This window comes from Enterobacter sp. Crenshaw, from assembly GCF_024734705.1.
Lineage (GTDB): Bacteria > Pseudomonadota > Gammaproteobacteria > Enterobacterales > Enterobacteriaceae > Enterobacter > Enterobacter asburiae_B.
On sequence record NZ_CP102932.1, the window covers coordinates 325140 to 344621 of the forward strand.

Sequence of the window (19482 nt, forward strand, 5' to 3'; positions counted from 1 at the left end):
CCTCGGAAAAGGGGATTTATTATCGTAACGGGCGCTTATTATTGGCAGGGATCCAGCTCAACAATATGCTGATACTTATCGGTCGTAATAAAGCGCTGTTGCCCTGACAGGCTGTAAATCAAACGCTTGGGAGAGCGATATCCCTTCACGACATCGACATCCGCGCTAAGCCAGGGCTGACTGGAAGGAAGAGCGCGATCGCTGTATTTATCGCCACCGATCCATTTTTGATTGGTGGGTTTAAGACCCCAAAGCGATTCGCTTTCACTTCCCGACCAGCCGAGGCGTTTGGCCTCATCCGAGGTGATATAGCGGTCGGGCAGGCGTCCGAAATTTTTTATATGACGAAGCGTTGTCGCCAGGTCGGTCACGTTATTGACGCGCACCATACCCTGAGAAGATAAAAAGGCGTTGGCTTCCTTTATTTCCTCTTCGCAGGTTGGCATGGCGGCGGTTGCCTGTAACACGGTGAATAACGAAACAGACAGTACGGCCATTTTCACTATGGATAGTGGTTTCATTGTAATTTTCCTGTTGAATTAACTAAGAAATAGCTTCATTTCCGCCTCGCGGCGTCGGGTAAGCCCGGTCAAAACCTTACCACCTGCCTTATTCCAGCTTTTGAACTGCAGTGCGGCGCCCTGGATATCGCCTGCGTTGAATTTTTTGAGCAGCGTGGATTTCTTTAAATTGCCCACGCCAAGGTTGAAGGCGAACGAAACCAGCGCGTCGAATTGGTTCTGTGTCGAAGCGTTGTTCAGCAGTTTTTTCACGCCGTCCTCGGTGCGTTTCAGATCTTTGCGCAGCAGATCTTTGGCTTCACCGGTGGTAATTTTGGTGAGCTTTTCCATCTCCTCTTTGAGGATCAAATGGCCGTAGCCGATGGTCCACAAACCTACGGCATCGCGATAACGCTCCAGCCTCAGCCCTTCAAACTGGCAAATAAGCTGAATGCCCTTGTCACCTGTACGTTCTGGTTGTTTTTGCATTACGGAGTCTCCTCTGCTTTCGGGCGGGGAATCACCTTGTTGGTGTATTCGTCAATCAAACGCATGACGCTTTCCGGTGGCTCAAGTGCGGTAAATTGCATCTCTACATCGACGTGGCGGCTGTCACGCCCGCCTTTGTTATCGCTGGAAGGCGAAAGGCTGACGTGAAAGCGACCAAATTCGTTTTCACCGGACTGGCGGGAAGGCGCCTGCATACCTTCCGTGCGGATCGTCAGGTTGACCTTCATCTTCTCCAGCATCAGCCCGCGCGGTGTCGAAAGCGCGACCAAGGGCAGGTCAAAGTAATGCTTTTCATCCAGCGCCAGCTGTACCGTGCGCGGTACCAACGAACCGTCTTCTGCGGGTTCGAAAAAGGGATCCAGCGCCTTCATATACTGCTGAGCAATCAGTTCGTTGGCCGCAGTGGCCGCGTACTGCATCCCACGCGTGATATCTTCAAGCGAGATCGGCACGCCGGGAATATCGGCTGGAGGCGTGTTTTCCTGTACCGGCGGCGTGCCTTGATCCTCTTTGCCCGTCTTGTTTTCCGGCTCTTCATCCTTGCCGCCGCGCAGCCATTTTTTAAAAGACATATTTCGCTCCTGGAAAAAGGGCTACCCGGGTAGCCCCTGCGTTACGGAATCGCACGTATGCCGCGACGTGGAAGATTATTGCGCGGCGACAGGCTTGGTTTTGGCGTTGGCCAGGTAATCAATCACGCGCTGCAGAGCTTCAGGTGGCTCCTGGCGTTTAATCTGGGTATGAATGGAATATTTCGCGCGTGTATCGGTCGAACGGGTCTGCTCCGATTTATGGGAGACCTTGCCGGTCATTTTCGCTTTGAAAACGCCCCAGCCGACGGACGCTTCCACGGAGGCCTCCGCTTCGGTGCTGCTGGAACTGGCTTCGCTCTGGCTCACTTCCAGCTCAAAGTCGATGGTACCGTCCTCGATACAGATGATGGGGTGGGTGACAGCCGCCAGGAGCGGAATACTCATCTTACGGGTCACGCTGCCTTTATTGACCCCCTGTTCGTCTACCACGGTTTCGTCGTAATCGAACTCGATCGCGACAGCTTTGCCGTCTTTAATACAGACTGAGAGCAGGAAGTCGGTATAGGCCTTGCTCGCCTGGACCTGTGCTTTGATCATCGCCTGCAGCGGACCGCCGATCATATGTTCCAGCGGCAGGGCGTTAATAACTGAACCAATAAATTGTGAATCCATGATGTGAACTCCTTGAATCAGTGAATGCGCGGTTGCGCAGGAGCCACATTACGGAAAGCGAGAAGGGGAAAATATTGGGTAAATGTCATGGCGAGAGGACGCAAAAAACCTATGCCGATCGCAGGATAATCTTAAGGGGTGGTGTTGAGTGATGTTCCGGTTTATTGTTGAAATCCCTGCCTCATCGAATTCCGGAGAACCATCGCGTGTTTCAGAAAGTTGACGCCTATGCCGGCGACCCTATCCTCTCCTTAATGGAGCGTTTCAAAGAAGATCCTCGCAGCGACAAAGTAAACCTCAGCATCGGTCTGTATTACAACGAGGATGGCATCATTCCTCAATTAAAAGCCGTTGCCGAAGCCGAAGCGCGTCTGAACGCTGTTCCACACGGTGCTTCTCTTTATCTGCCGATGGAAGGGTTAAACGCCTACCGCAACACCATCGCTCCGCTGTTATTCGGTGCCGATCACGCGGTGCTCGCGCAAAAACGCGTGGCGACCATCCAGACGCTGGGCGGCTCGGGTGCGCTGAAAGTGGGTGCAGACTTCCTGAAAAAATACTTCCCGGATTCAGGCGTGTGGGTCAGTGACCCGACGTGGGAAAACCACGTTGCGATCTTCGAGGGCGCAGGTTTCAACGTGGCGACCTATCCGTGGTTCGACAGCGAAACGAACGGCGTGCGCGTTGAAGCGCTGCTGGAAAAACTGAACACGCTGCCGGCGCGCAGCATTGTGCTGCTGCACCCATGCTGCCATAACCCGACCGGGGCGGATCTCACCAACGCCCAGTGGGATGCGGTGATTGAGGTACTGAAGGCCCGCGACCTGATTCCGTTCCTCGACATTGCCTACCAGGGCTTTGGCGCGGGCATGGAAGACGATGCTTACGCCATCCGCGCCGTGGCCAGCGCCGGGCTGCCAGCGCTGGTCAGCAACTCCTTCTCTAAAATCTTCTCCCTGTACGGTGAACGCGTTGGCGGTCTGTCCGTGGTCTGTGAAGACGCCGAAGCGGCGGGTCGCGTGCTCGGCCAGCTGAAGGCGACGGTGCGTCGCATTTACTCGAGCCCGCCGAACTTTGGTGCGCAGGTGGTGGCGACGGTTCTCGGCGACGAACAGCTGAAAGCGTCCTGGCTTGCCGAAGTAGAAGCGATGCGTAAGCGCATCCTGTCCATGCGTCAGGAGCTGGTTAACGTGCTGAAAGAGGCCGTGCCGGGGCATAACTTCGACTATTTGCTCAAGCAGCGCGGGATGTTCAGCTATACCGGACTGAGCGCGGCGCAGGTCGATCGCCTGCGGGAAGAGTTCGGCGTCTACCTGATCGCCAGCGGCCGTATGTGCGTGGCGGGCCTGAATGCCAGCAACGTTCATCGCGTGGCGCAGGCATTTGCTGCTGTGATGTAAGCGCTTACCAACCATCCCTCTCCCCGTGGGAGAGGGCCGGGGTGAGGGCATCAGGCCGCACAAATACGTTGCCCGGCATTCTGTGATCGTCTTCTTTTTATTCCGCTTCATAAGCAAAAACTCCTTCCCTTCACCTCCCGCTGGGGTTATGGTCGGATAGTTTTTTGACCATCCGCTCAAATTAAAACGATAACAAACTGAATATTCAGGGGAAAATATGCGCAAGATCACACTGGCGCTCAGCGCCGCCTGCTTATTGTTCTCGCTTAACAGCGCCGTCGTCGCGCGAGCTTCTGCCCCGACGCCGCTTTACACCGGCACCACCGCCGCCATTCTTGCCGAGCAGGCGCCCATTCACTGGGTTTCAGTGGCCCAAATCGAAAACAGCCTGATCGGTCGCGCGCCAATGGCCGTGGGTTTTGACATTGACGATACCGTGCTTTTCTCAAGCCCCGGCTTCTGGCGCGGGAAGAAAACGTATTCACCCGACAGCGAAGCGTATCTGAAGAACCCGGAATTCTGGGAAAAAATGAATAACGGCTGGGACGAATTCAGCATCCCGAAAGAGGTTGCCCGTGCGCTTATTGCTATGCACGTGAAGCGCGGTGACAGCATCTACTTTGTTACCGGCCGCAGTCAGACCAAAACCGAAACCGTCTCTAAAACGCTGCAGGATGATTTCCAGATCCCGGCGACCAGCATGAATCCGGTCATTTTTGCCGGTGACAAAGAGGGGCAAAACACCAAAACCCAGTGGCTGGAAAAGAAAAATATCAAAGTATTCTACGGCGATTCGGATAACGACATCACCGCCGCGCATGACGTGGGAGCCAGAGGGATCAGGGTGTTACGTGCCTCTAACTCGACCTATCGACCGCTTCCGATGGCCGGAAAGTTTGGCGAAGAGGTGATCGTCAACTCGGAGTATTAAGTACCCGGCAGCGTGTTTGACTCTTTTTTAATCAAATCTCGCTGCTGCGGGTTTTACCTTTCGTCTTCTTGCTGCACACTTAGAAAGATTCATCTTTCATCACGGAGCAGCACATGTGGTACCAACAGACCCTGACCTTAAGCGCTAAACCACGCGGATTTCACCTGGTGACGGATGAAGTCATCGGGCAACTCCGCGACCTGTCGCGGGTGAAAACGGGTTTGCTGCATCTGCTGCTTCAGCACACGTCCGCCTCTCTCACGCTTAATGAAAATTGCGATCCCACCGTCCGGTCCGACATGGAGCACCATTTTCTGAAGAGCGTCCCGGACAACGCGCCTTACGAGCATGACTATGAGGGGGCGGACGATATGCCTTCCCATATTAAATCTTCCCTGCTGGGCGTATCGTTGATGCTGCCGGTTCACAACGGGCGGCTGCTGTTGGGAACGTGGCAGGGGATCTGGCTGGGAGAGCATCGCATTCACGGTGGTTCGCGTAAAATTATCGCCACGCTACAAGGGGAATAAAGATGACAATTTCGGAGATACTTCAGTACTGCATGAGCAAGCCCGGCGCGGAGCAGAGCGTTCATAGCGACTGGAAAGCCACGCAGATAAAAGTGGGAGATGTGCTGTTTGCGATGGTGAAAGAGGTGGAAGGCCGTCCGGCGGCGTCGCTGAAAACCAGCCCTGAACTGGCGGATTTGCTACGCCAGCAGCATGATGACGTGAGGCCGAGCAAGCACCTTAATAAGGCGCACTGGAGCACCGTCTATCTGGATGGGTCGATTCCTGGCTCGCAGATTTACTACCTGGTGGACGCGTCCTATCAGCAGGCGGTTGAGCTGCTGCCGGAAACCACCCGACAGCAACTCTCCGTGTGACAATTACAGCAACGGTTTAAGGAAGCGCGCGGTGTGCGAGGCTTCGCACTCTGCAACGGTCTCTGGCGTACCGGAGACGAGAATTTCACCGCCGCCGCTGCCGCCTTCCGGGCCGAGATCGACAATCCAGTCCGCGGTTTTAATCACGTCCAGGTTATGTTCGATGACCACGATGGTGTTGCCCTGATCGCGCAGCTGATGCAGAACCTCGAGCAGCTGCTGGATATCGGCAAAGTGCAGGCCCGTGGTCGGCTCGTCCAGAATGTAGAGCGTCTGACCGGTGCCGCGTTTTGACAGCTCACGCGCCAGCTTCACGCGCTGCGCTTCACCGCCGGACAGCGTGGTTGCCGACTGTCCCAGACGAATGTAGGTCAGGCCCACGTCCATCAGCGTCTGCAGCTTACGCGCCAGCGCAGGGACGGCGTCAAAGAATTCGCGCGCCTCTTCGATGGTCATGTCCAGCACTTCGTGGATGGTCTTGCCTTTGTACTTAATCTCCAGCGTTTCGCGGTTATAGCGTTTGCCTTTGCACTGGTCGCACGGCACGTAGATATCCGGCAGGAAGTGCATTTCAACCTTGATCACGCCGTCGCCCTGGCACGCTTCGCAGCGGCCACCGCGCACGTTAAAGCTGAAACGTCCTGGCGTATAGCCGCGGGAGCGCGCTTCCGGCACACCGGCAAACAGTTCACGTACGGGCGTGAAGACGCCGGTATAGGTTGCCGGGTTAGAGCGCGGGGTACGGCCAATCGGGCTCTGGTCAATGTCGATAACTTTATCGAAATGCTCCAGACCCTGGATGTCGCGGTACGGCGCAGGCTCGGCCAGCGTCGCGCCGTTCAGCGCCGTCTGCGCAATCGGGAACAGCGTATCGTTGATCAGCGTCGATTTACCGGAACCGGACACGCCGGTGATGCAGGTAAACAGGCCAACCGGCAGCGTCAGGGTGACGTCTTTCAGGTTGTTGCCGCGCGCGCCGGTCAGCTTCAGCACTTTTTCCGGATCTGCCGCTACGCGCTGTTTCGGCACCTCAATCTTACGCTTGCCGCTCATGAACTGACCGGTCAGCGACTCGGGCACCGCCATGATGTCCTTCAGCGTCCCTTCCGCGACCACCTGGCCGCCGTGTACGCCAGCGCCAGGGCCAATGTCGATGACGTGGTCAGCCGCGCGGATCGCATCTTCATCGTGCTCGACCACGATCACCGTGTTGCCGAGGTCGCGCAGGTGAACCAGCGTGCCGAGCAGGCGCTCGTTGTCGCGCTGGTGCAGGCCGATGGACGGCTCATCCAGCACGTACATCACGCCTACCAGACCCGCGCCAATCTGGCTCGCCAGACGGATACGCTGGGCTTCACCGCCGGAGAGCGTTTCTGCCGAGCGGGAAAGCGTCAGGTAGTTCAGGCCGACGTTCACCAGGAATTTCAGGCGATCGCCAATCTCTTTCAGCACTTTTTCGGCGATTTTCGCGCGCTGGCCGGAGAGCTTCAGATTGTTGAAGAAGTCCATCGCATGGCCGATGCTCATGTCTGAGATAGTCGGCAGCGCGGTGTTTTCCACAAACACGTGGCGCGCTTCGCGACGCAGACGCGTGCCTTCACAGGTGGCGCAGGAGCGGTTGCTGATGAACTTCGCCAGCTCCTCGCGCACCGCGCTGGATTCGGTCTCTTTGTAGCGGCGCTCCATGTTGTGCAGCACCCCTTCGAACGGGTGGCGGCGCACGGAGGTATCGCCGCGATCGTTCATATACTTGAACTCGATGTTCTCTTTGCCGGAACCGAACAGGATCACTTTGTGCATGTTCGGGCTCAGGCTCGCCCACGGGGCTTCGACGTCGAACTTGTAGTGCTCCGCCAGCGATTTCAGCATCTGGAAGTAGTAGAAGTTACGCTTGTCCCAGCCGCGAATGGCCCCGCCCGCCAGCGACAGCTCCGGGTTCTGAATCACACGGTCCGGATCGAAATATTGTTGAACACCCAGGCCGTCACACGTCGGGCACGCGCCCGCCGGGTTGTTGAATGAGAACAGGCGCGGCTCGAGCTCGCGCATGCTGTAGCCGCAAATCGGGCAGGCGAAGTTGGCGGAGAAGAGCAGCTCTTCCGCTTTTGGGTCGTCCATGTCGGAGACCACGGCCGTGCCGCCAGAGAGTTCCAGCGCCGTTTCAAAAGATTCCGCCAGGCGCGTGGCGAGATCGTCGCGTACCTTAAAGCGGTCAATCACCACTTCGATGGTGTGCTTCTTCTGCAGCTCCAGCTTTGGCGGGTCGGACAGGTCACACACCTCGCCGTCGATACGGGCGCGGATATAGCCCTGGCTTGCCAGGTTTTCCAGCGTTTTGGTGTGTTCGCCTTTTCGCTCTTTAATGATCGGCGCCAGCAGCATCAGGCGTTTCCCTTCCGGCTGCGACAGCACGTTATCCACCATCTGGCTTACGGTCTGGGCCGCCAGCGGGACGTCGTGGTCCGGGCAGCGCGGCTCACCCACGCGGGCATACAGCAGACGCAGGTAGTCATGAATTTCGGTAATGGTACCGACCGTTGAACGCGGGTTATGCGAGGTGGACTTCTGCTCGATAGAGATAGCAGGGGACAACCCTTCAATGTGGTCGACATCCGGTTTTTCCATCAGCGACAGGAACTGACGCGCGTACGCAGAGAGCGATTCAACGTAACGACGCTGTCCTTCGGCATACAAAGTGTCGAAAGCCAGTGAGGATTTGCCAGACCCCGAAAGCCCGGTCACGACAATGAGTTTGTCGCGAGGGATTATGAGGTTGATATTCTTGAGATTGTGGGTGCGGGCGCCCCGAACTTCGATCTTATCCATTCACCTTTCCCGGTTGGAACACGGATTGCCTGATTTGTTTGAAGGACAAACGGCTGTCAGAAACGGCTAATTATGACACAATTTGACCTGTTTGAATATACAGTATTGGAATGCATTTTCTGATTGGCTGTGTAACAATGTGGAGTTGCGAGAGAACTCTGGAACGTGCTACGCAACTATCAAAGTGCAGCATGGAAATGGTACACTCGCGCGTTTACACTATTAAGAAACGTATTCAGGAGACACGAACATGGCCAGCAGAGGCGTAAACAAGGTGATTCTCGTCGGTAATCTGGGCCAGGACCCGGAAGTACGCTACATGCCGAGTGGTGGCGCAGTTGCCAACATTACGCTGGCTACTTCCGAATCCTGGCGTGATAAAGCGACCGGTGAGATGAAAGAGCAGACCGAATGGCACCGCGTAGTGCTGTTTGGCAAACTGGCCGAAGTGGCCGGTGAGTATCTGCGTAAAGGTTCTCAGGTCTATATCGAAGGCCAGCTGCGTACCCGCAAATGGACCGATCAGGCCGGCGCTGAGAAGTACACCACAGAAGTCGTGGTCAACGTGGGCGGTACCATGCAGATGCTGGGTGGCCGTCAGGGCGGTGGCGCACCGGCAGGTGGCGGTCAGAGCCAGCAGCAGGGCGGTTGGGGTCAGCCTCAGCAGCCGCAGGGCGGCAACCAGTTCAGCGGCGGCGCACAGTCTCGTCCGCAGCAGCAGTCTGCTCCGGCGCCGTCTAACGAACCGCCAATGGATTTCGACGACGACATTCCGTTCTGATTTCCGCGTGCTGAAAACAAAAAACCCAGACTATCGTCTGGGTTTTTTTATTCCGTCAGGGATCAGGTAATCACCATCGGCCAGTCTGGCGGCGTGTGGCTCATCGCCTCAACCATCACCACTTTAATGTTTTCCCAGACGGCAGCGATATCCAGCAGGGTGATGCCAAGCAGACCCGTTGCAAACCAGCAGGCCGCACCCAGCCCCAGCAGGGTGCTGATGACAGCAAGACCTGCATAGTCAGATTTACGAAACTGAATATTCAGCGTGCTGGCTAGAAACATCAGTACCGCACTCAACAAAGGCCAGCGCAGGAGAACCATGCTGGTAGTAATGGTTGCCATAAAACCCATCCTCTATAAAACAGACGAACTGAATGAAACGGTGTTTCTCGTTACAGAATATGTGTGAACTATATCACATTTGTTGATTTATTCGCCAGTGTCTGTGCGATCAAAAAAGAGGATTTTATTCCTCAGAAAAGGCGATTGCGCGGGCTGGTTCTGCCTTCGGCGCACGAGGAGGCGGAGCCACAGCTTGCCGAAAATGCCCTTCGGGCAAGTGGGGATAGCGCAAATTCGGTTTTTATAAGAGGGGCGTTATTCTCCGCCAATACTCAAAATATTGTGGTGTAGGCTGACTATTTATAAATCAACGAACACAATGCCTCAGAGCAAATAGCATAAAATGTCCTGATGAAGTTGTACTTTTTTCATGCTGTCAGACGTTTGGCTTAATCAACGATTGTCTGTTGTGTTATCTTCCCGTCTGCCTGACGGGCTGGATAATTATTTTCCTTAATTGAAACGGAACGAATACTTACAGTTTAACTTACGGGAAAATATTATCGGCATAACGAAATTTAAGATTTTTAATACTAAAAGTCAGTTGCTAACTTCGCATGATTCATGCAACGTAATCACCTGTTTAACAAAGCATCCGGCCTTAAGTACTACAGGCGTACAACATGCAGGGATATAGGGCGGGAAATGAATCGTAGCGCGCGGCGCAAAATGCTCAGGGTGGTAGGGATCATCATGGTAGTTATGCTGCCGGTGATGCTTGCGCTATGGTTTGCCCAACTGCGTGCCGTGTCTGAAACAAGCGCCCAGCTACGCACATTTGCTGAACTGGCTTTAGACAAAACAGAGCTGGTTATTCAACAGGTTGAGCTGGCCAGGGACGAGGCGGTAAAATATCAGGGCGAGCTTTGCACGCCGGGACACCGTCAATATATGCTGAACGTTGTTCGTGGCCGCCTGTTTGTCGCCGATTTAATTTACGCTGAAGGTCAGAATTTTCTTTGTTCGACCGTTTTTACACCGGATCACCCCTACGCCATTCCTGTCGCTAATTACACGCGCAAACCTGACGTCGCTATCTATTATTATCGCGATACCCCATTTTATACTGGCTATAAAATGACATATATGCAGCGCGGAAATTATGTGGTGGTCGTCAATCCGCTTTCATACAGCGAAGTCATGTCCGCGGATCATTCTCTCTCCTGGGGTGTGTACGACACGGTAACCAATGCTTTCTTTTCCGTCAGCCAGAAAGCCAATGTTTCTTTATTAAATTCGATGATTCGGGATAAGGAATCGGTATTTCAAAAAGATAACCGCTTTTATACGATCGTAACATCTCCCAAAAGACCGATTGCGGCCATTGTCTCGACATCAAATAAACGCTTTTATGAAACGCTTTATCACCAGGCGACGTTGACGCTTCCGCTGGGCATGATCTGCAGCATTATTATTTTGCTGGTATGGTCCCGTACCCATCGTGAGCTTAATTCGCCGGGGCGCTTACTGCACCGGGCGCTGAACAAACGACAGCTTTGCGTTCACTATCAGCCGATTATTGATATTAAGAATAACCAGTGCGTGGGCGCGGAGGCGCTGTTACGCTGGCCTGGCTTTAACGGGCAGGTAATGAGCCCGGCTGAGTTTATCCCGCTGGCGGAAAATGAGGGAATGAGCGAGCGGATTACGGACTATGTCGTTGAGGAGGTGTTCAACGATCTGGGCCATTTCCTGGCCGAGCATCCGCATCTCTATATTTCGATTAACCTGTCGGCCACGGATTTCCACTCTTCGCGGCTGATCGCCATGATTTCCGACAAGGCCCGCCACTACGCCGTCCGTGCGCAGCAAATCAAAATAGAAGTGACGGAACGCGGTTTTATCGATGTGCCAAAAACCACCCCGGTGATTCAGGCTTTCCGTCAGGCGGGTTATGAAGTCGCGATCGATGATTTCGGTACCGGCTACTCGAACCTGCACAACCTCTACTCGCTGAACGTGGATATTCTGAAAATCGATAAATCGTTTATCGATACCTTAACGACCAACAGTACCAGCCACCTGATCGCCGAGCATATTATCGAGATGGCGCAAAGCCTGCGGCTGAAAACCATTGCGGAAGGGGTAGAGACGGCAGAGCAGGTGAGCTGGCTGTTGAAGCGCGGCGTCCAGTTTTGTCAGGGATGGCACTTCGCGAAAGCGATGCCGCCCCAGGAATTTATGACCTGGCAGCAGCAGCCTTTGCACTGAGGGTGATTAATTCAACTGGTGGCGATAGTCGCTCGGCGTGCGGTCAAACTCGCGGCGAAACACGCGGGAAAAGGTTTGTTGCGACACATAGCCAAGGTCCATCGCGATATCAAAAATGGGCCGCTGCGTTGAGCGTAGCGCCTGCGCCGCCAGCAGCAGTCTGCGCTGGCGAATGTACTCACCCAGCGTCTGATGCATGACCGTGCGGAACATTCTCTGTAAATACCATTTCGAATAGCCCGACTTTTTAGCGACCACATCAATGTTCAACGGTTGGTCGATATGTTCATCAATCCATTCAATAAGCGTCTGAATAATCTGCTGATGCGACATAAGGTTGCCCCTCTGTAGATACAACTATCTCGGTTAATTCGTCGTTTTCTCTGCGGGCGAGTATAATTCCTCAAGTTAACTTGAGGTAAAGAGGTTTTATGGAAAAGAGATTGCCGCGAATTAAAGCGCTGTTAACTCCCGGTGAAGTGGCGAAGCGAAGCGGCGTTGCGGTATCCGCGCTCCACTTCTATGAAAGCAAAGGGTTAATTAAAAGCATCCGCAACGGGGGCAACCAGCGTCGCTATACTCGCGACGTGCTCCGCTACGTGGCGATTATCAAAATTGCGCAACGAATCGGAATTCCCCTGGCCACGATCGGCGAGGCGTTTGGCGTGCTGCCGGAAGGGCATACGCTTAGCCCGAAAGAGTGGAAAGAGCTGTCGTCCCAGTGGCGTGAAGAGCTGGACAGGCGTATTCATACGCTGGTCGCGCTGCGTGACGAGCTGGATGGCTGCATCGGCTGCGGCTGCCTGTCGCGTAGCGATTGTCCGTTGCGTAACCCCGGCGACAGGCTGGGCGAGCAGGGGACGGGGGCGCGGTTGCTGGAAGAGGAATGAGATTGTGCGGCCGGCAAAAAGCATAATAAAGAACTAAAGCGCCACATAAGGGCGCTTTAGTTTTTCCCGGTCTTTGTCTTTCACTCTATCCCGCTGGTTCACGGGAGGGTTTCCCCCGACATCAGCACCCCTCAGTGTCGAGCTGGTTGGGGAGGTTCCGGATTGTGCTGACACTTTAATTCTATGCAAGACCCGTTTTTTCGCCAGCCTCACCGACCGTTTTTTAGACGAATTTTTTTCGCGGTGTTGTTCAATTTTCTATAGTTAAAAAGTATGAATAACAGGAGAAAGCCATGCTCACGGTACACCACCTTAACCAGTCGCGCTCGCACCGCGTGATTTGGGCGCTGGAAGAACTTGACCTGCCTTATGAGATTGTTCACTACCAGCGCGAAAAGAACATGCTGGCGCCGGAGGCTCTTAAAAAGGTGCATCCGTTGGGCAAATCGCCGGTTATCGAAGATAACGGACTGATCCTTGCGGAATCGGGCGCCATCCTGGAGTACCTGCAGGAAACGTACGATCCCGAGTCACGCCTTAAGCCTTTAGACCCGTCGCATAAGGTGCAATACCGCTTCTGGCTGCATTACGCCGAAGGATCGCTGATGCCGCTGCTGTTAATGAAGCTGGTCTTCAACAGCCTCGGCAAGCCGCCGGTGCCGTTTGGTATCAGAACCCTGGGCAAAGCGCTGGGGCAGGGGGTGCAGAAAGCGTATCTCAACCGTCAACTGGAAACCCATGCGCGCTTTATTGAGTCACATCTTGCCGAAAACAGCTGGTTTGCCGGGGATTCGCTCAGCATGGCCGATATCCAGATGAGCTTCCCGATCTTTGCGCTGCTGGCGCGCGGCGGTATCGCTAATCTGCCGCATATTCAGGCGTGGAAGACAAAAGTTGAGAACACCCCAGGCTGGCAAAGAACCCTGGAACAGGGGGGACCGTTATCTATCCCGGGCGAGGACTGAAATGTAAACAAATTGCGCATAGACGATAACGTTTGCGCATCCTCTGTTTATTTCTTCAGCGTCATAAGGGAATTTTAGCGAAAAACGAGAAAGTTCAGTTGAAAAGGGCGGGGATTACGCTAGATAATCGTTTGCCTTAATTTGACCACCCGTTTGTAAGCGCGGAGCTAAACGTTTGCTTTTTTTGTGACGCCCTTTCGTCACAAACGCAACACAAGGATTTGACGTTCAGCTGGCAGTGGCGTCTCCACCTCGCTTACGGACTTCCTAAAAAACTCTCAGGGGATGTTTTCTATGTCTACGCCATCTGCGCGTACTGGCGGTTCACTTGACGCCATGTTTAAAATTTCGGCCCGCGGCAGCACCGTGCGCCAGGAAATTGTTGCCGGTTTGACAACGTTTCTGGCGATGGTTTATTCCGTCATCGTTGTGCCGGGCATGCTGGGCAAAGCAGGCTTCCCGCCAGCGGCTGTCTTTGTGGCGACCTGTCTTGTGGCCGGCGTGGGCTCCATCGTGATGGGTCTGTGGGCGAACCTGCCGCTGGCGATTGGTTGCGCCATCTCTCTGACCGCGTTTACCGCGTTCAGCCTGGTGCTGGGTCAGCACATCAGCGTACCGGTTGCGCTGGGTGCCGTGTTCCTGATGGGTGTGCTGTTTACCGTGATTTCAGCGACCGGCATCCGTAGCTGGATTTTGCGCAACCTGCCGCAGGGCGTGGCGCACGGTACCGGCATCGGTATCGGCCTGTTCCTGTTGCTGATCGCCGCCAACGGTGTCGGTCTGGTCATTAAGAACCCGCTGGACGGTCTGCCTGTAGCGCTGGGCCACTTCGCCAGCTTCCCGGTGATCATGTCGCTGATCGGTCTGGCGGTGATTATCGGTCTGGAAAAACTGAAGGTGCCTGGCGGCATTCTGCTGACTATTATCGGCGTTTCTATTGTCGGCCTGATTTTCGATCCAACCGTACACTTCTCCGGTATCTTCGCCATGCCGTCGCTGAGCGATGACAAAGGCAACTCTCTGATTGGCAGCCTGGATATCGTTGGCGCGCTGAACCCGGTGATCCTGCCAAGCGTGCTGGCGCTGGTCATGACCGCCGTGTTTGACGCGACCGGTACCATTCGTGCGGTGGCCGGTCAGGCGAACCTGCTGGATAAAGACGGTCAGATTATTGATGGCGGCAAAGCGCTGACCACTGACTCCCTGAGCAGCGTCTTCTCCGGCCTGGTGGGCGCGGCGCCTGCGGCGGTGTACATCGAATCCGCAGCGGGTACGGCGGCAGGCGGTAAAACCGGCCTGACGGCGATCACCGTCGGCGTGCTGTTCATGCTGATCCTGTTCCTCTCTCCGCTCTCCTATCTGGTTCCGGCGTATGCGACCGCGCCAGCGCTGATGTACGTTGGCCTGCTGATGCTGAGCAACGTGGCGAAAATCGACTTTGCGGACTTCGTGGACGCGATGTCTGGCCTGATTACCGCGGTCTTTATCGTCCTGACCTGTAACATCGTGACCGGCATTATGATCGGCTTCGCGTCGCTGGTGATTGGTCGTCTGGTCTCCGGTGAATGGCGCAAGCTGAACGTCGGCACCGTGATTATCGCCGTTGCGCTGGTAGCGTTCTACGCGGGCGGCTGGGCAATCTAAGTTGTCCATTGATGCGAAAACGGGTGGCTCAGGCCGCCCGTTTTTATTTTCAGGACTCATCCTGTTGCCTTTTGCGTTACTCTGGAGAAGATAGAATAAAAGGCACGACGCCTTCCGGAGTACATAAGCAACACAGCAAACAGGGAACGCATGGAAATCTTCTTCACAATACTCATCATGACCCTTGTGGTCTCGCTATCCGGGGTGGTTACACGCGTACTGCCCTTTCAGGTCCCCCTGCCATTAATGCAAATTGCCATCGGCGCGCTGCTGGCGTGGCCGACGTTTGGCCTGCACGTGGAATTTGACCCCGAACTGTTCCTCGTGCTGTTTATTCCGCCGCTGCTGTTTGCCGATGGCTGGAAAACGCCCACCCGCGAATTCCTTGAGCACGGGCGCGAGATCTTCGGCCTGGCGCTGGCGCTGGTGGTGGTCACCGTCGTCGGGATTGGTTTTCTGATCTACTGGGCGGTACCGGGTATTCCATTAATACCGGCTTTTGCGCTGGCCGCCGTGCTGTCGCCAACCGATGCCGTGGCGTTGTCCGGCATTGTGGGTGAAGGCCGTATTCCGAAGAAAATCATGGGGATTTTACAGGGTGAGGCGCTGATGAACGACGCCTCTGGCCTGGTTGCCCTGAAGTTTGCCGTGGCCGTTGCGATGGGCACGATGGTCTTTACCATCGGCGGCGCAACCCTGGAATTCTTCAAGGTGGCGATTGGCGGTATTCTGGCGGGCTTCGTGGTGAGCTGGCTGTACGGCCGCTCATTGCGCTTCCTCAGCCGCTGGGGCGGCGATGAACCCGCAACGCAGATCGTACTGCTGTTTCTGCTGCCGTTTGCCTCTTATCTGATTGCCGAACATATCGGCGTGTCGGGCATTCTGGCTGCGGTTGCGGCAGGGATGACCATCACCCGTTCCGGCGTAATGCGCCGCGCGCCGCTGGCCATGCGTCTGCGTGCCAACAGCACCTGGGCCATGCTGGAATTTGTCTTTAACGGCATGGTGTTCCTGCTGTTGGGCCTGCAGCTGCCGGGCATTATGGAATCCTCGCTGGTGGCGGCCGAAGCCGATCCGAACGTTGAGGTCTGGATGCTGTTTACCGACATCGTGCTGATCTACATGGCGCTGATGCTGGTGCGTTTCGGCTGGCTGTGGACGATGAAAAACTTCAGCGTACGTTTCCTGAAGAAAAAGCCGATGGAGTTCGGCTCGTGGACAACGCGTGAGCTGCTGATCGCCTCTTTTGCGGGCGTACGCGGGGCGATCACCCTTGCCGGTGTGCTCTCCATTCCGCTGCTGCTGCCCACGGGCGACGTCTTCCCGGCGCGCTACGAGCTGGTCTTCCTTGCGGCGGGCGTAATTCTGTTCTCCCTGTTTGTCGGCGTGATTATGCTGCCGATTTTACTCCAGCATATTGATGCCGGTGATTCGACCCAGCAGCATAAAGAGGAGCGTATTGCCCGGGCGGCCACCGCCGAAGTGGCAATTGTCGCGATTCAGAAGATGGAAGAGCGTCTGGCCGCGGATGCGGAAGAGAACATCGACAATCAGCTGCTGACGGAAGTCAGTTCCCGCGTGATTGGTAACCTGCGCCGCCGCGCGGACGGGCGTAACGATGTGGAAAGCTCGCTGCAGGAGGAAAACCTGGAGCGCCGGTTCCGCCTGGCGGCGCTGCGCTCAGAGCGCGCCGAGCTGTACCATCTGCGCGCCACGCGGCAGATCAGCAACGAAACGCTGCAAAAGCTGCTGCACGATCTGGACCTGCTGGAAGCGCTGTTGATAGAGAATCAGTAGCGCTGTTTTTGCCCGGTGGCGCTGCGCTTACCGGGCCTGCGTGCTCGATCGGTTCCCTCTCCTTGTGGGCTGAGGGTTTCCCACAAAATAATGCCTGCACGGACGACCCCCTCTCCCTTGAGGGAGAGGGCTGGGGTGAGGGGGAACATACGGCTGTGGAGGTCATTCCGTTCACTTTATGTTCCTTGCTACTCTGTAACGACATGACCGGTGAACGTGCCAGGGTGGCTCAATCGCCACCACCCTGGCGACCCGGGCTCCCGGCGGTAAATCGCCGCTTCGCGGTGCCCTCAGCTTATTCCTTCAGGCTATCGGGTCGGGCATGAGCCTGCATCCCTGCAGGCCACGCCCTCTCGGCGCATCCCTGCGCCTCGCCCCGGCCTTACGGAAACGCTTCGGCGATTTACAGCCGGACCAGGGTGTCGCTGTAAGTCATTAATTTTGCAAAGAAGCGTTCATCGCTTCAGGTAAAAAATTACTGGGGATTCCTCAGCCCTGTGGGAGAGGGTTAGGGTGAGGGCACCCAAAACCCCTCACAACACTGCAGCCACGCCTGCGCGCTCTGCGATAAATACACCCCTTCACGCCAGATCATCCCCAGCTGCCAGTGCAGGTCGCTCTCCAGCGGGATCCAGCGCAGCGTGTTTTTATCCAGCCGCTCGCAAATTGGCTGCGGCAGAATGGCAATCCCCACGCCGGCCTGTACCATCGCCGCCAGGAAATCCCACTGTCCGCTGCGCACCGCTATGCGCGGCTTGACGTTATGCTGGTTAAACAGCGTCATCAGCTGGCGGCTGAGGGCGAAGTCTTCGTTATAGATCAGCAGAGGGTGCTCGCCGAGCAGTTCAGGTCTCACCGAGTCTAACTTCAGCCAGTCGCCGGAGCGGGGAACCAGCACGCACAGCGGGTGGCTAAAGAGCGGAAGCGTCGCCAGACCGCTCTCTTCCTCAACGGGGAGGGCGGTCATTGCCACGTCGAGCTCGCCGTTGGTGACGGCCTGCTGGACGGTTAACCCACCAAACTCCGAAATCTTCAGCTCAACGCCGGGATAACGCTGGCGAAACAGGCTAATCGGCCCGGCCATCATCATCCCCACCATGGGCGGAATGCCGAGGCGAAGCACTCCTTTCTTCAGATGATTGATATCGCCCAGCTCTGCTTCCAGCTGGCGAAACTCCGCCAGAATCGCCAGCCCGCGTTCGAATACCACGCGTCCGGTGTCGGTCAGCAACAGCTTGCGCCCGTCGCGGATCAGCAGGGTACAGTTCAGTTCATCTTCGAGGTTTTTCAGCATCTTGCTGATGGTGGGCTGGGTAACAAACAACTTCTCCGCTGCGCGGGTAAAACTTTGCTGACGAACCACTTCGACAAAATAGCGCAGCGTTCTTATGTCCATGATTATTCCTCGAAACTATACCTTTGATGATTTTAATTCATTTCAGTCCATACCGTGCGCTCTCTATACTGGCGCCTCGTCTCATTTTTGAGGAAAACCCCCATGGCCGTGGCGTTAAGCCGTGTTACGCCTGCCGTTGTGCAACGACTCCAGGTCCCGGTGCAGGTACTGCTCTACGCGGGACTGTTTGTTTTCGCGGAATATCTTGTCGGCTGGCTGCATCTGCCGCTGCCCGCCAATCTTGTCGGGATGCTGCTGATGCTGACGCTTATTCTGTGCCGCGTGATCCCCCTTAACTGGGTGCGCGCCGGGGCGCGCTGGCTGCTGGCGGAGATGCTGCTGTTCTTTGTTCCGGCGGTGGTGGCGGTGGTGAACTATGCGCAGCTGCTGATGGTGGACGGCTGGCGAATCTTTGCGGTTATCGCGCTGAGTACGCTGATGGTGCTGGGCGCAACCGCCTGGGTGGTGGATAAAGTGTATCGCTTTGAAATCAGCAGGCACAAACATGACTAATTTTCAGATCAGCGTCCTGTGCCTGATTGCGACGCTGGCGATCTACTTTGCCAACAAGCGGCTGTATCGCCGCTTTCACGCCCTGCCGCTGATGCCGCTGGTCTTCACGCCGATCCTGCTGGTGCTGATGCTGGTCTTCGGCCACATCTCCTGGCAAAACTACATTGGCGAATCCCACTGGCTGCTGTGGCTGCTCGGCCCGGCGACCATCGCTTTTGCCGTCCCCGTTTACGACAACCTGGCGATTATCAAACGCCACTGGATGTCGCTCAGCGCGGGCGTGATCACCGCCACGGTGGTCGCGGTGTGCAGCTCCGTCTGGCTGGCGCGGCTGTTTACGCTGCCCGATGAAATTCAGCGCAGCCTGGCGGTGCGTTCGGTGACCACGCCGTTTGCGCTGGCGGCCGCTAAACCGCTCGGCGGGCAGCCGGACCTGGTGGCGCTGTTTGTTGTCGTGACGGGTGTGTTCGGTATGGCGGTCGGCGATATGTTGTTCCTGCGCTTGTCGATCCGGGAAGGGATGGCGAAAGGCGCGGGGTTTGGCGCGGCGTCGCACGGGGCGGGCACGGCACGTTCGTATGAGCTGGGGCAGCAGGAGGGCGTTGTCGCAAGCCTGGTAATGATGCTCTCAGGCGTAGTGATGGTGCTGATTGCGCCGCTGGTGGCGTGGGTGATGTTTTAAG

General features: G+C 55.9%; 21 protein-coding genes. 13 read left to right on the forward strand and 8 right to left on the reverse strand.

Annotation, left to right across the window (positions count from 1 at the left end; all coding sequences use genetic code 11):
- Nucleotides 1–38: 38 nt before the first annotated feature.
- The 4 genes from NWV12_RS01480 to NWV12_RS01495 form a co-directional block, all read right to left on the reverse strand.
- Nucleotides 39–521, reverse strand: a complete 483-nt coding sequence (locus tag NWV12_RS01480; RefSeq protein ID WP_053085582.1) for a ribonuclease domain-containing protein — start codon at nt 519–521, stop codon at nt 39–41.
- 18 nt (nt 522–539) lie between these two features.
- On the reverse strand, nt 540–989 hold the full coding sequence (locus NWV12_RS01485; protein WP_047059578.1) for a lysozyme: 450 nt from the start codon (nt 987–989) through the stop codon (nt 540–542).
- Entirely contained in the window at nt 989–1582 is a 594-nt protein-coding gene (locus NWV12_RS01490; protein WP_048980851.1) for a DUF2589 domain-containing protein, read from the reverse strand. The genes NWV12_RS01485 and NWV12_RS01490 overlap by 1 nt, the downstream gene beginning before the upstream one ends.
- Before the next feature lie 75 nt (nt 1583–1657).
- Nucleotides 1658–2215, reverse strand: a complete 558-nt coding sequence (locus NWV12_RS01495; protein ID WP_101744422.1) for a DUF2589 domain-containing protein — start codon at nt 2213–2215, stop codon at nt 1658–1660.
- A gap of 206 nt (nt 2216–2421) precedes the next feature.
- Between NWV12_RS01495 and tyrB the strand changes: the two genes are divergently transcribed.
- From tyrB to NWV12_RS01515, 4 genes are all read left to right on the forward strand, one after another.
- Entirely contained in the window at nt 2422–3615 is a 1194-nt protein-coding gene (gene tyrB / locus NWV12_RS01500; protein ID WP_048980849.1) for an aromatic amino acid transaminase, read from the forward strand.
- A gap of 217 nt (nt 3616–3832) precedes the next feature.
- On the forward strand, nt 3833–4546 hold the full coding sequence (aphA, locus tag NWV12_RS01505; protein ID WP_032662578.1) for an acid phosphatase AphA: 714 nt from the start codon (nt 3833–3835) through the stop codon (nt 4544–4546).
- Nucleotides 4547–4659: 113 nt separating this feature from the next.
- The gene (locus tag NWV12_RS01510; protein ID WP_023310052.1) at nt 4660–5076 is read left to right on the forward strand and encodes a secondary thiamine-phosphate synthase enzyme YjbQ; all 417 of its coding nucleotides are present in this window, start codon (nt 4660–4662) and stop codon (nt 5074–5076) included.
- Between the two features lie 2 nt (nt 5077–5078).
- A complete protein-coding gene (locus NWV12_RS01515; protein ID WP_023310053.1) occupies nt 5079–5432 on the forward strand; it encodes an MmcQ/YjbR family DNA-binding protein in 354 nt (117 codons plus the stop codon).
- A 3-nt stretch (nt 5433–5435) separates the two neighbouring features.
- On the opposite strand, the gene uvrA is transcribed toward NWV12_RS01515, so the two are convergent.
- On the reverse strand, nt 5436–8258 hold the full coding sequence (gene uvrA, locus NWV12_RS01520) for an excinuclease ABC subunit UvrA (RefSeq protein ID WP_048980848.1): 2823 nt from the start codon (nt 8256–8258) through the stop codon (nt 5436–5438).
- A gap of 250 nt (nt 8259–8508) precedes the next feature.
- On the opposite strand from uvrA, the gene ssb1 reads away from it, so the two are divergent.
- The gene (ssb1, locus tag NWV12_RS01525; RefSeq protein WP_029740211.1) at nt 8509–9039 is read left to right on the forward strand and encodes a single-stranded DNA-binding protein SSB1; all 531 of its coding nucleotides are present in this window, start codon (nt 8509–8511) and stop codon (nt 9037–9039) included.
- A gap of 62 nt (nt 9040–9101) precedes the next feature.
- On the opposite strand, the gene NWV12_RS01530 is transcribed toward ssb1, so the two are convergent.
- Nucleotides 9102–9383 (reverse strand): YjcB family protein, encoded by a 282-nt coding sequence (locus tag NWV12_RS01530; protein WP_008503385.1) that lies wholly within the window; start codon nt 9381–9383, stop codon nt 9102–9104.
- Between the two features lie 63 nt (nt 9384–9446).
- Between NWV12_RS01530 and NWV12_RS01535 the strand changes: the two genes are divergently transcribed.
- Both NWV12_RS01535 and NWV12_RS01540 read left to right on the forward strand, forming a co-directional pair.
- Nucleotides 9447–9674, forward strand: coding sequence for a hypothetical protein (locus tag NWV12_RS01535; RefSeq protein WP_048983641.1), 228 nt, complete (start codon nt 9447–9449; stop codon nt 9672–9674).
- Between the two features lie 354 nt (nt 9675–10028).
- Nucleotides 10029–11594, forward strand: coding sequence for an EAL domain-containing protein (locus NWV12_RS01540; RefSeq protein ID WP_029740210.1), 1566 nt, complete (start codon nt 10029–10031; stop codon nt 11592–11594).
- Nucleotides 11595–11600: 6 nt separating this feature from the next.
- On the opposite strand, the gene soxS is transcribed toward NWV12_RS01540, so the two are convergent.
- Entirely contained in the window at nt 11601–11927 is a 327-nt protein-coding gene (gene soxS / locus NWV12_RS01545; RefSeq protein WP_013095071.1) for a superoxide response transcriptional regulator SoxS, read from the reverse strand.
- A 98-nt stretch (nt 11928–12025) separates the two neighbouring features.
- On the opposite strand from soxS, the gene soxR reads away from it, so the two are divergent.
- The 4 genes from soxR (at nt 12026) to NWV12_RS01565 (ending at nt 16890) form a co-directional block, all read left to right on the forward strand.
- Entirely contained in the window at nt 12026–12484 is a 459-nt protein-coding gene (gene soxR / locus NWV12_RS01550; protein ID WP_014882155.1) for a redox-sensitive transcriptional activator SoxR, read from the forward strand.
- 293 nt (nt 12485–12777) lie between these two features.
- On the forward strand, nt 12778–13449 hold the full coding sequence (locus tag NWV12_RS01555; protein ID WP_039264123.1) for a glutathione S-transferase family protein: 672 nt from the start codon (nt 12778–12780) through the stop codon (nt 13447–13449).
- A 294-nt stretch (nt 13450–13743) separates the two neighbouring features.
- A complete protein-coding gene (ghxP, locus tag NWV12_RS01560; RefSeq protein WP_023310059.1) occupies nt 13744–15093 on the forward strand; it encodes a guanine/hypoxanthine transporter GhxP in 1350 nt (449 codons plus the stop codon).
- 150 nt (nt 15094–15243) lie between these two features.
- Nucleotides 15244–16890 (forward strand): Na+/H+ antiporter, encoded by a 1647-nt coding sequence (locus NWV12_RS01565; protein WP_033144417.1) that lies wholly within the window; start codon nt 15244–15246, stop codon nt 16888–16890.
- Nucleotides 16891–17398: 508 nt separating this feature from the next.
- On the opposite strand, the gene NWV12_RS01570 is transcribed toward NWV12_RS01565, so the two are convergent.
- Nucleotides 17399–18286 (reverse strand): LysR family transcriptional regulator, encoded by an 888-nt coding sequence (locus NWV12_RS01570; protein WP_023310061.1) that lies wholly within the window; start codon nt 18284–18286, stop codon nt 17399–17401.
- Between the two features lie 102 nt (nt 18287–18388).
- On the opposite strand from NWV12_RS01570, the gene NWV12_RS01575 reads away from it, so the two are divergent.
- Complete coding sequence (locus NWV12_RS01575) at nt 18389–18799, forward strand: CidA/LrgA family protein (protein WP_021242769.1); 411 nt, start codon at nt 18389–18391, stop codon at nt 18797–18799.
- Nucleotides 18792–19481 carry an LrgB family protein gene (locus tag NWV12_RS01580; RefSeq protein WP_023310063.1) on the forward strand — a complete coding sequence of 230 codons (690 nt, stop codon included), beginning with the start codon at nt 18792–18794 and terminating at the stop codon, nt 19479–19481. The genes NWV12_RS01575 and NWV12_RS01580 overlap by 8 nt, the downstream gene beginning before the upstream one ends.
- The last annotated feature ends 1 nt before the right edge of the window (nt 19482 follow it).

What these genes read in the sequence shown, in the direction of transcription:
- NWV12_RS01580 (WP_023310063.1), top strand. Translation starts at nt 18,792, where the DNA reads ATGACTAATTTTCAGATCAGCGTCCTGTGCCTGATTGCGACGCTGGCG.
- NWV12_RS01515 (WP_023310053.1), top strand. Translation starts at nt 5,079, where the DNA reads ATGACAATTTCGGAGATACTTCAGTACTGCATGAGCAAGCCCGGCGCG.
- NWV12_RS01490 (WP_048980851.1), bottom strand. Translation starts at nt 1,582, where the DNA reads ATGTCTTTTAAAAAATGGCTGCGCGGCGGCAAGGATGAAGAGCCGGAA.
- aphA (WP_032662578.1), top strand. Translation starts at nt 3,833, where the DNA reads ATGCGCAAGATCACACTGGCGCTCAGCGCCGCCTGCTTATTGTTCTCG.
- soxR (WP_014882155.1), top strand. Translation starts at nt 12,026, where the DNA reads ATGGAAAAGAGATTGCCGCGAATTAAAGCGCTGTTAACTCCCGGTGAA.
- ghxP (WP_023310059.1), top strand. Translation starts at nt 13,744, where the DNA reads ATGTCTACGCCATCTGCGCGTACTGGCGGTTCACTTGACGCCATGTTT.
- NWV12_RS01570 (WP_023310061.1), bottom strand. Translation starts at nt 18,286, where the DNA reads ATGGACATAAGAACGCTGCGCTATTTTGTCGAAGTGGTTCGTCAGCAA.
- NWV12_RS01485 (WP_047059578.1), bottom strand. Translation starts at nt 989, where the DNA reads ATGCAAAAACAACCAGAACGTACAGGTGACAAGGGCATTCAGCTTATT.
- NWV12_RS01565 (WP_033144417.1), top strand. Translation starts at nt 15,244, where the DNA reads ATGGAAATCTTCTTCACAATACTCATCATGACCCTTGTGGTCTCGCTA.
- soxS (WP_013095071.1), bottom strand. Translation starts at nt 11,927, where the DNA reads ATGTCGCATCAGCAGATTATTCAGACGCTTATTGAATGGATTGATGAA.
- ssb1 (WP_029740211.1), top strand. Translation starts at nt 8,509, where the DNA reads ATGGCCAGCAGAGGCGTAAACAAGGTGATTCTCGTCGGTAATCTGGGC.
- NWV12_RS01495 (WP_101744422.1), bottom strand. Translation starts at nt 2,215, where the DNA reads ATGGATTCACAATTTATTGGTTCAGTTATTAACGCCCTGCCGCTGGAA.
- NWV12_RS01555 (WP_039264123.1), top strand. Translation starts at nt 12,778, where the DNA reads ATGCTCACGGTACACCACCTTAACCAGTCGCGCTCGCACCGCGTGATT.
- NWV12_RS01480 (WP_053085582.1), bottom strand. Translation starts at nt 521, where the DNA reads ATGAAACCACTATCCATAGTGAAAATGGCCGTACTGTCTGTTTCGTTA.
- NWV12_RS01510 (WP_023310052.1), top strand. Translation starts at nt 4,660, where the DNA reads ATGTGGTACCAACAGACCCTGACCTTAAGCGCTAAACCACGCGGATTT.
- NWV12_RS01575 (WP_021242769.1), top strand. Translation starts at nt 18,389, where the DNA reads ATGGCCGTGGCGTTAAGCCGTGTTACGCCTGCCGTTGTGCAACGACTC.
- uvrA (WP_048980848.1), bottom strand. Translation starts at nt 8,258, where the DNA reads ATGGATAAGATCGAAGTTCGGGGCGCCCGCACCCACAATCTCAAGAAT.
- NWV12_RS01530 (WP_008503385.1), bottom strand. Translation starts at nt 9,383, where the DNA reads ATGGCAACCATTACTACCAGCATGGTTCTCCTGCGCTGGCCTTTGTTG.
- NWV12_RS01540 (WP_029740210.1), top strand. Translation starts at nt 10,029, where the DNA reads ATGAATCGTAGCGCGCGGCGCAAAATGCTCAGGGTGGTAGGGATCATC.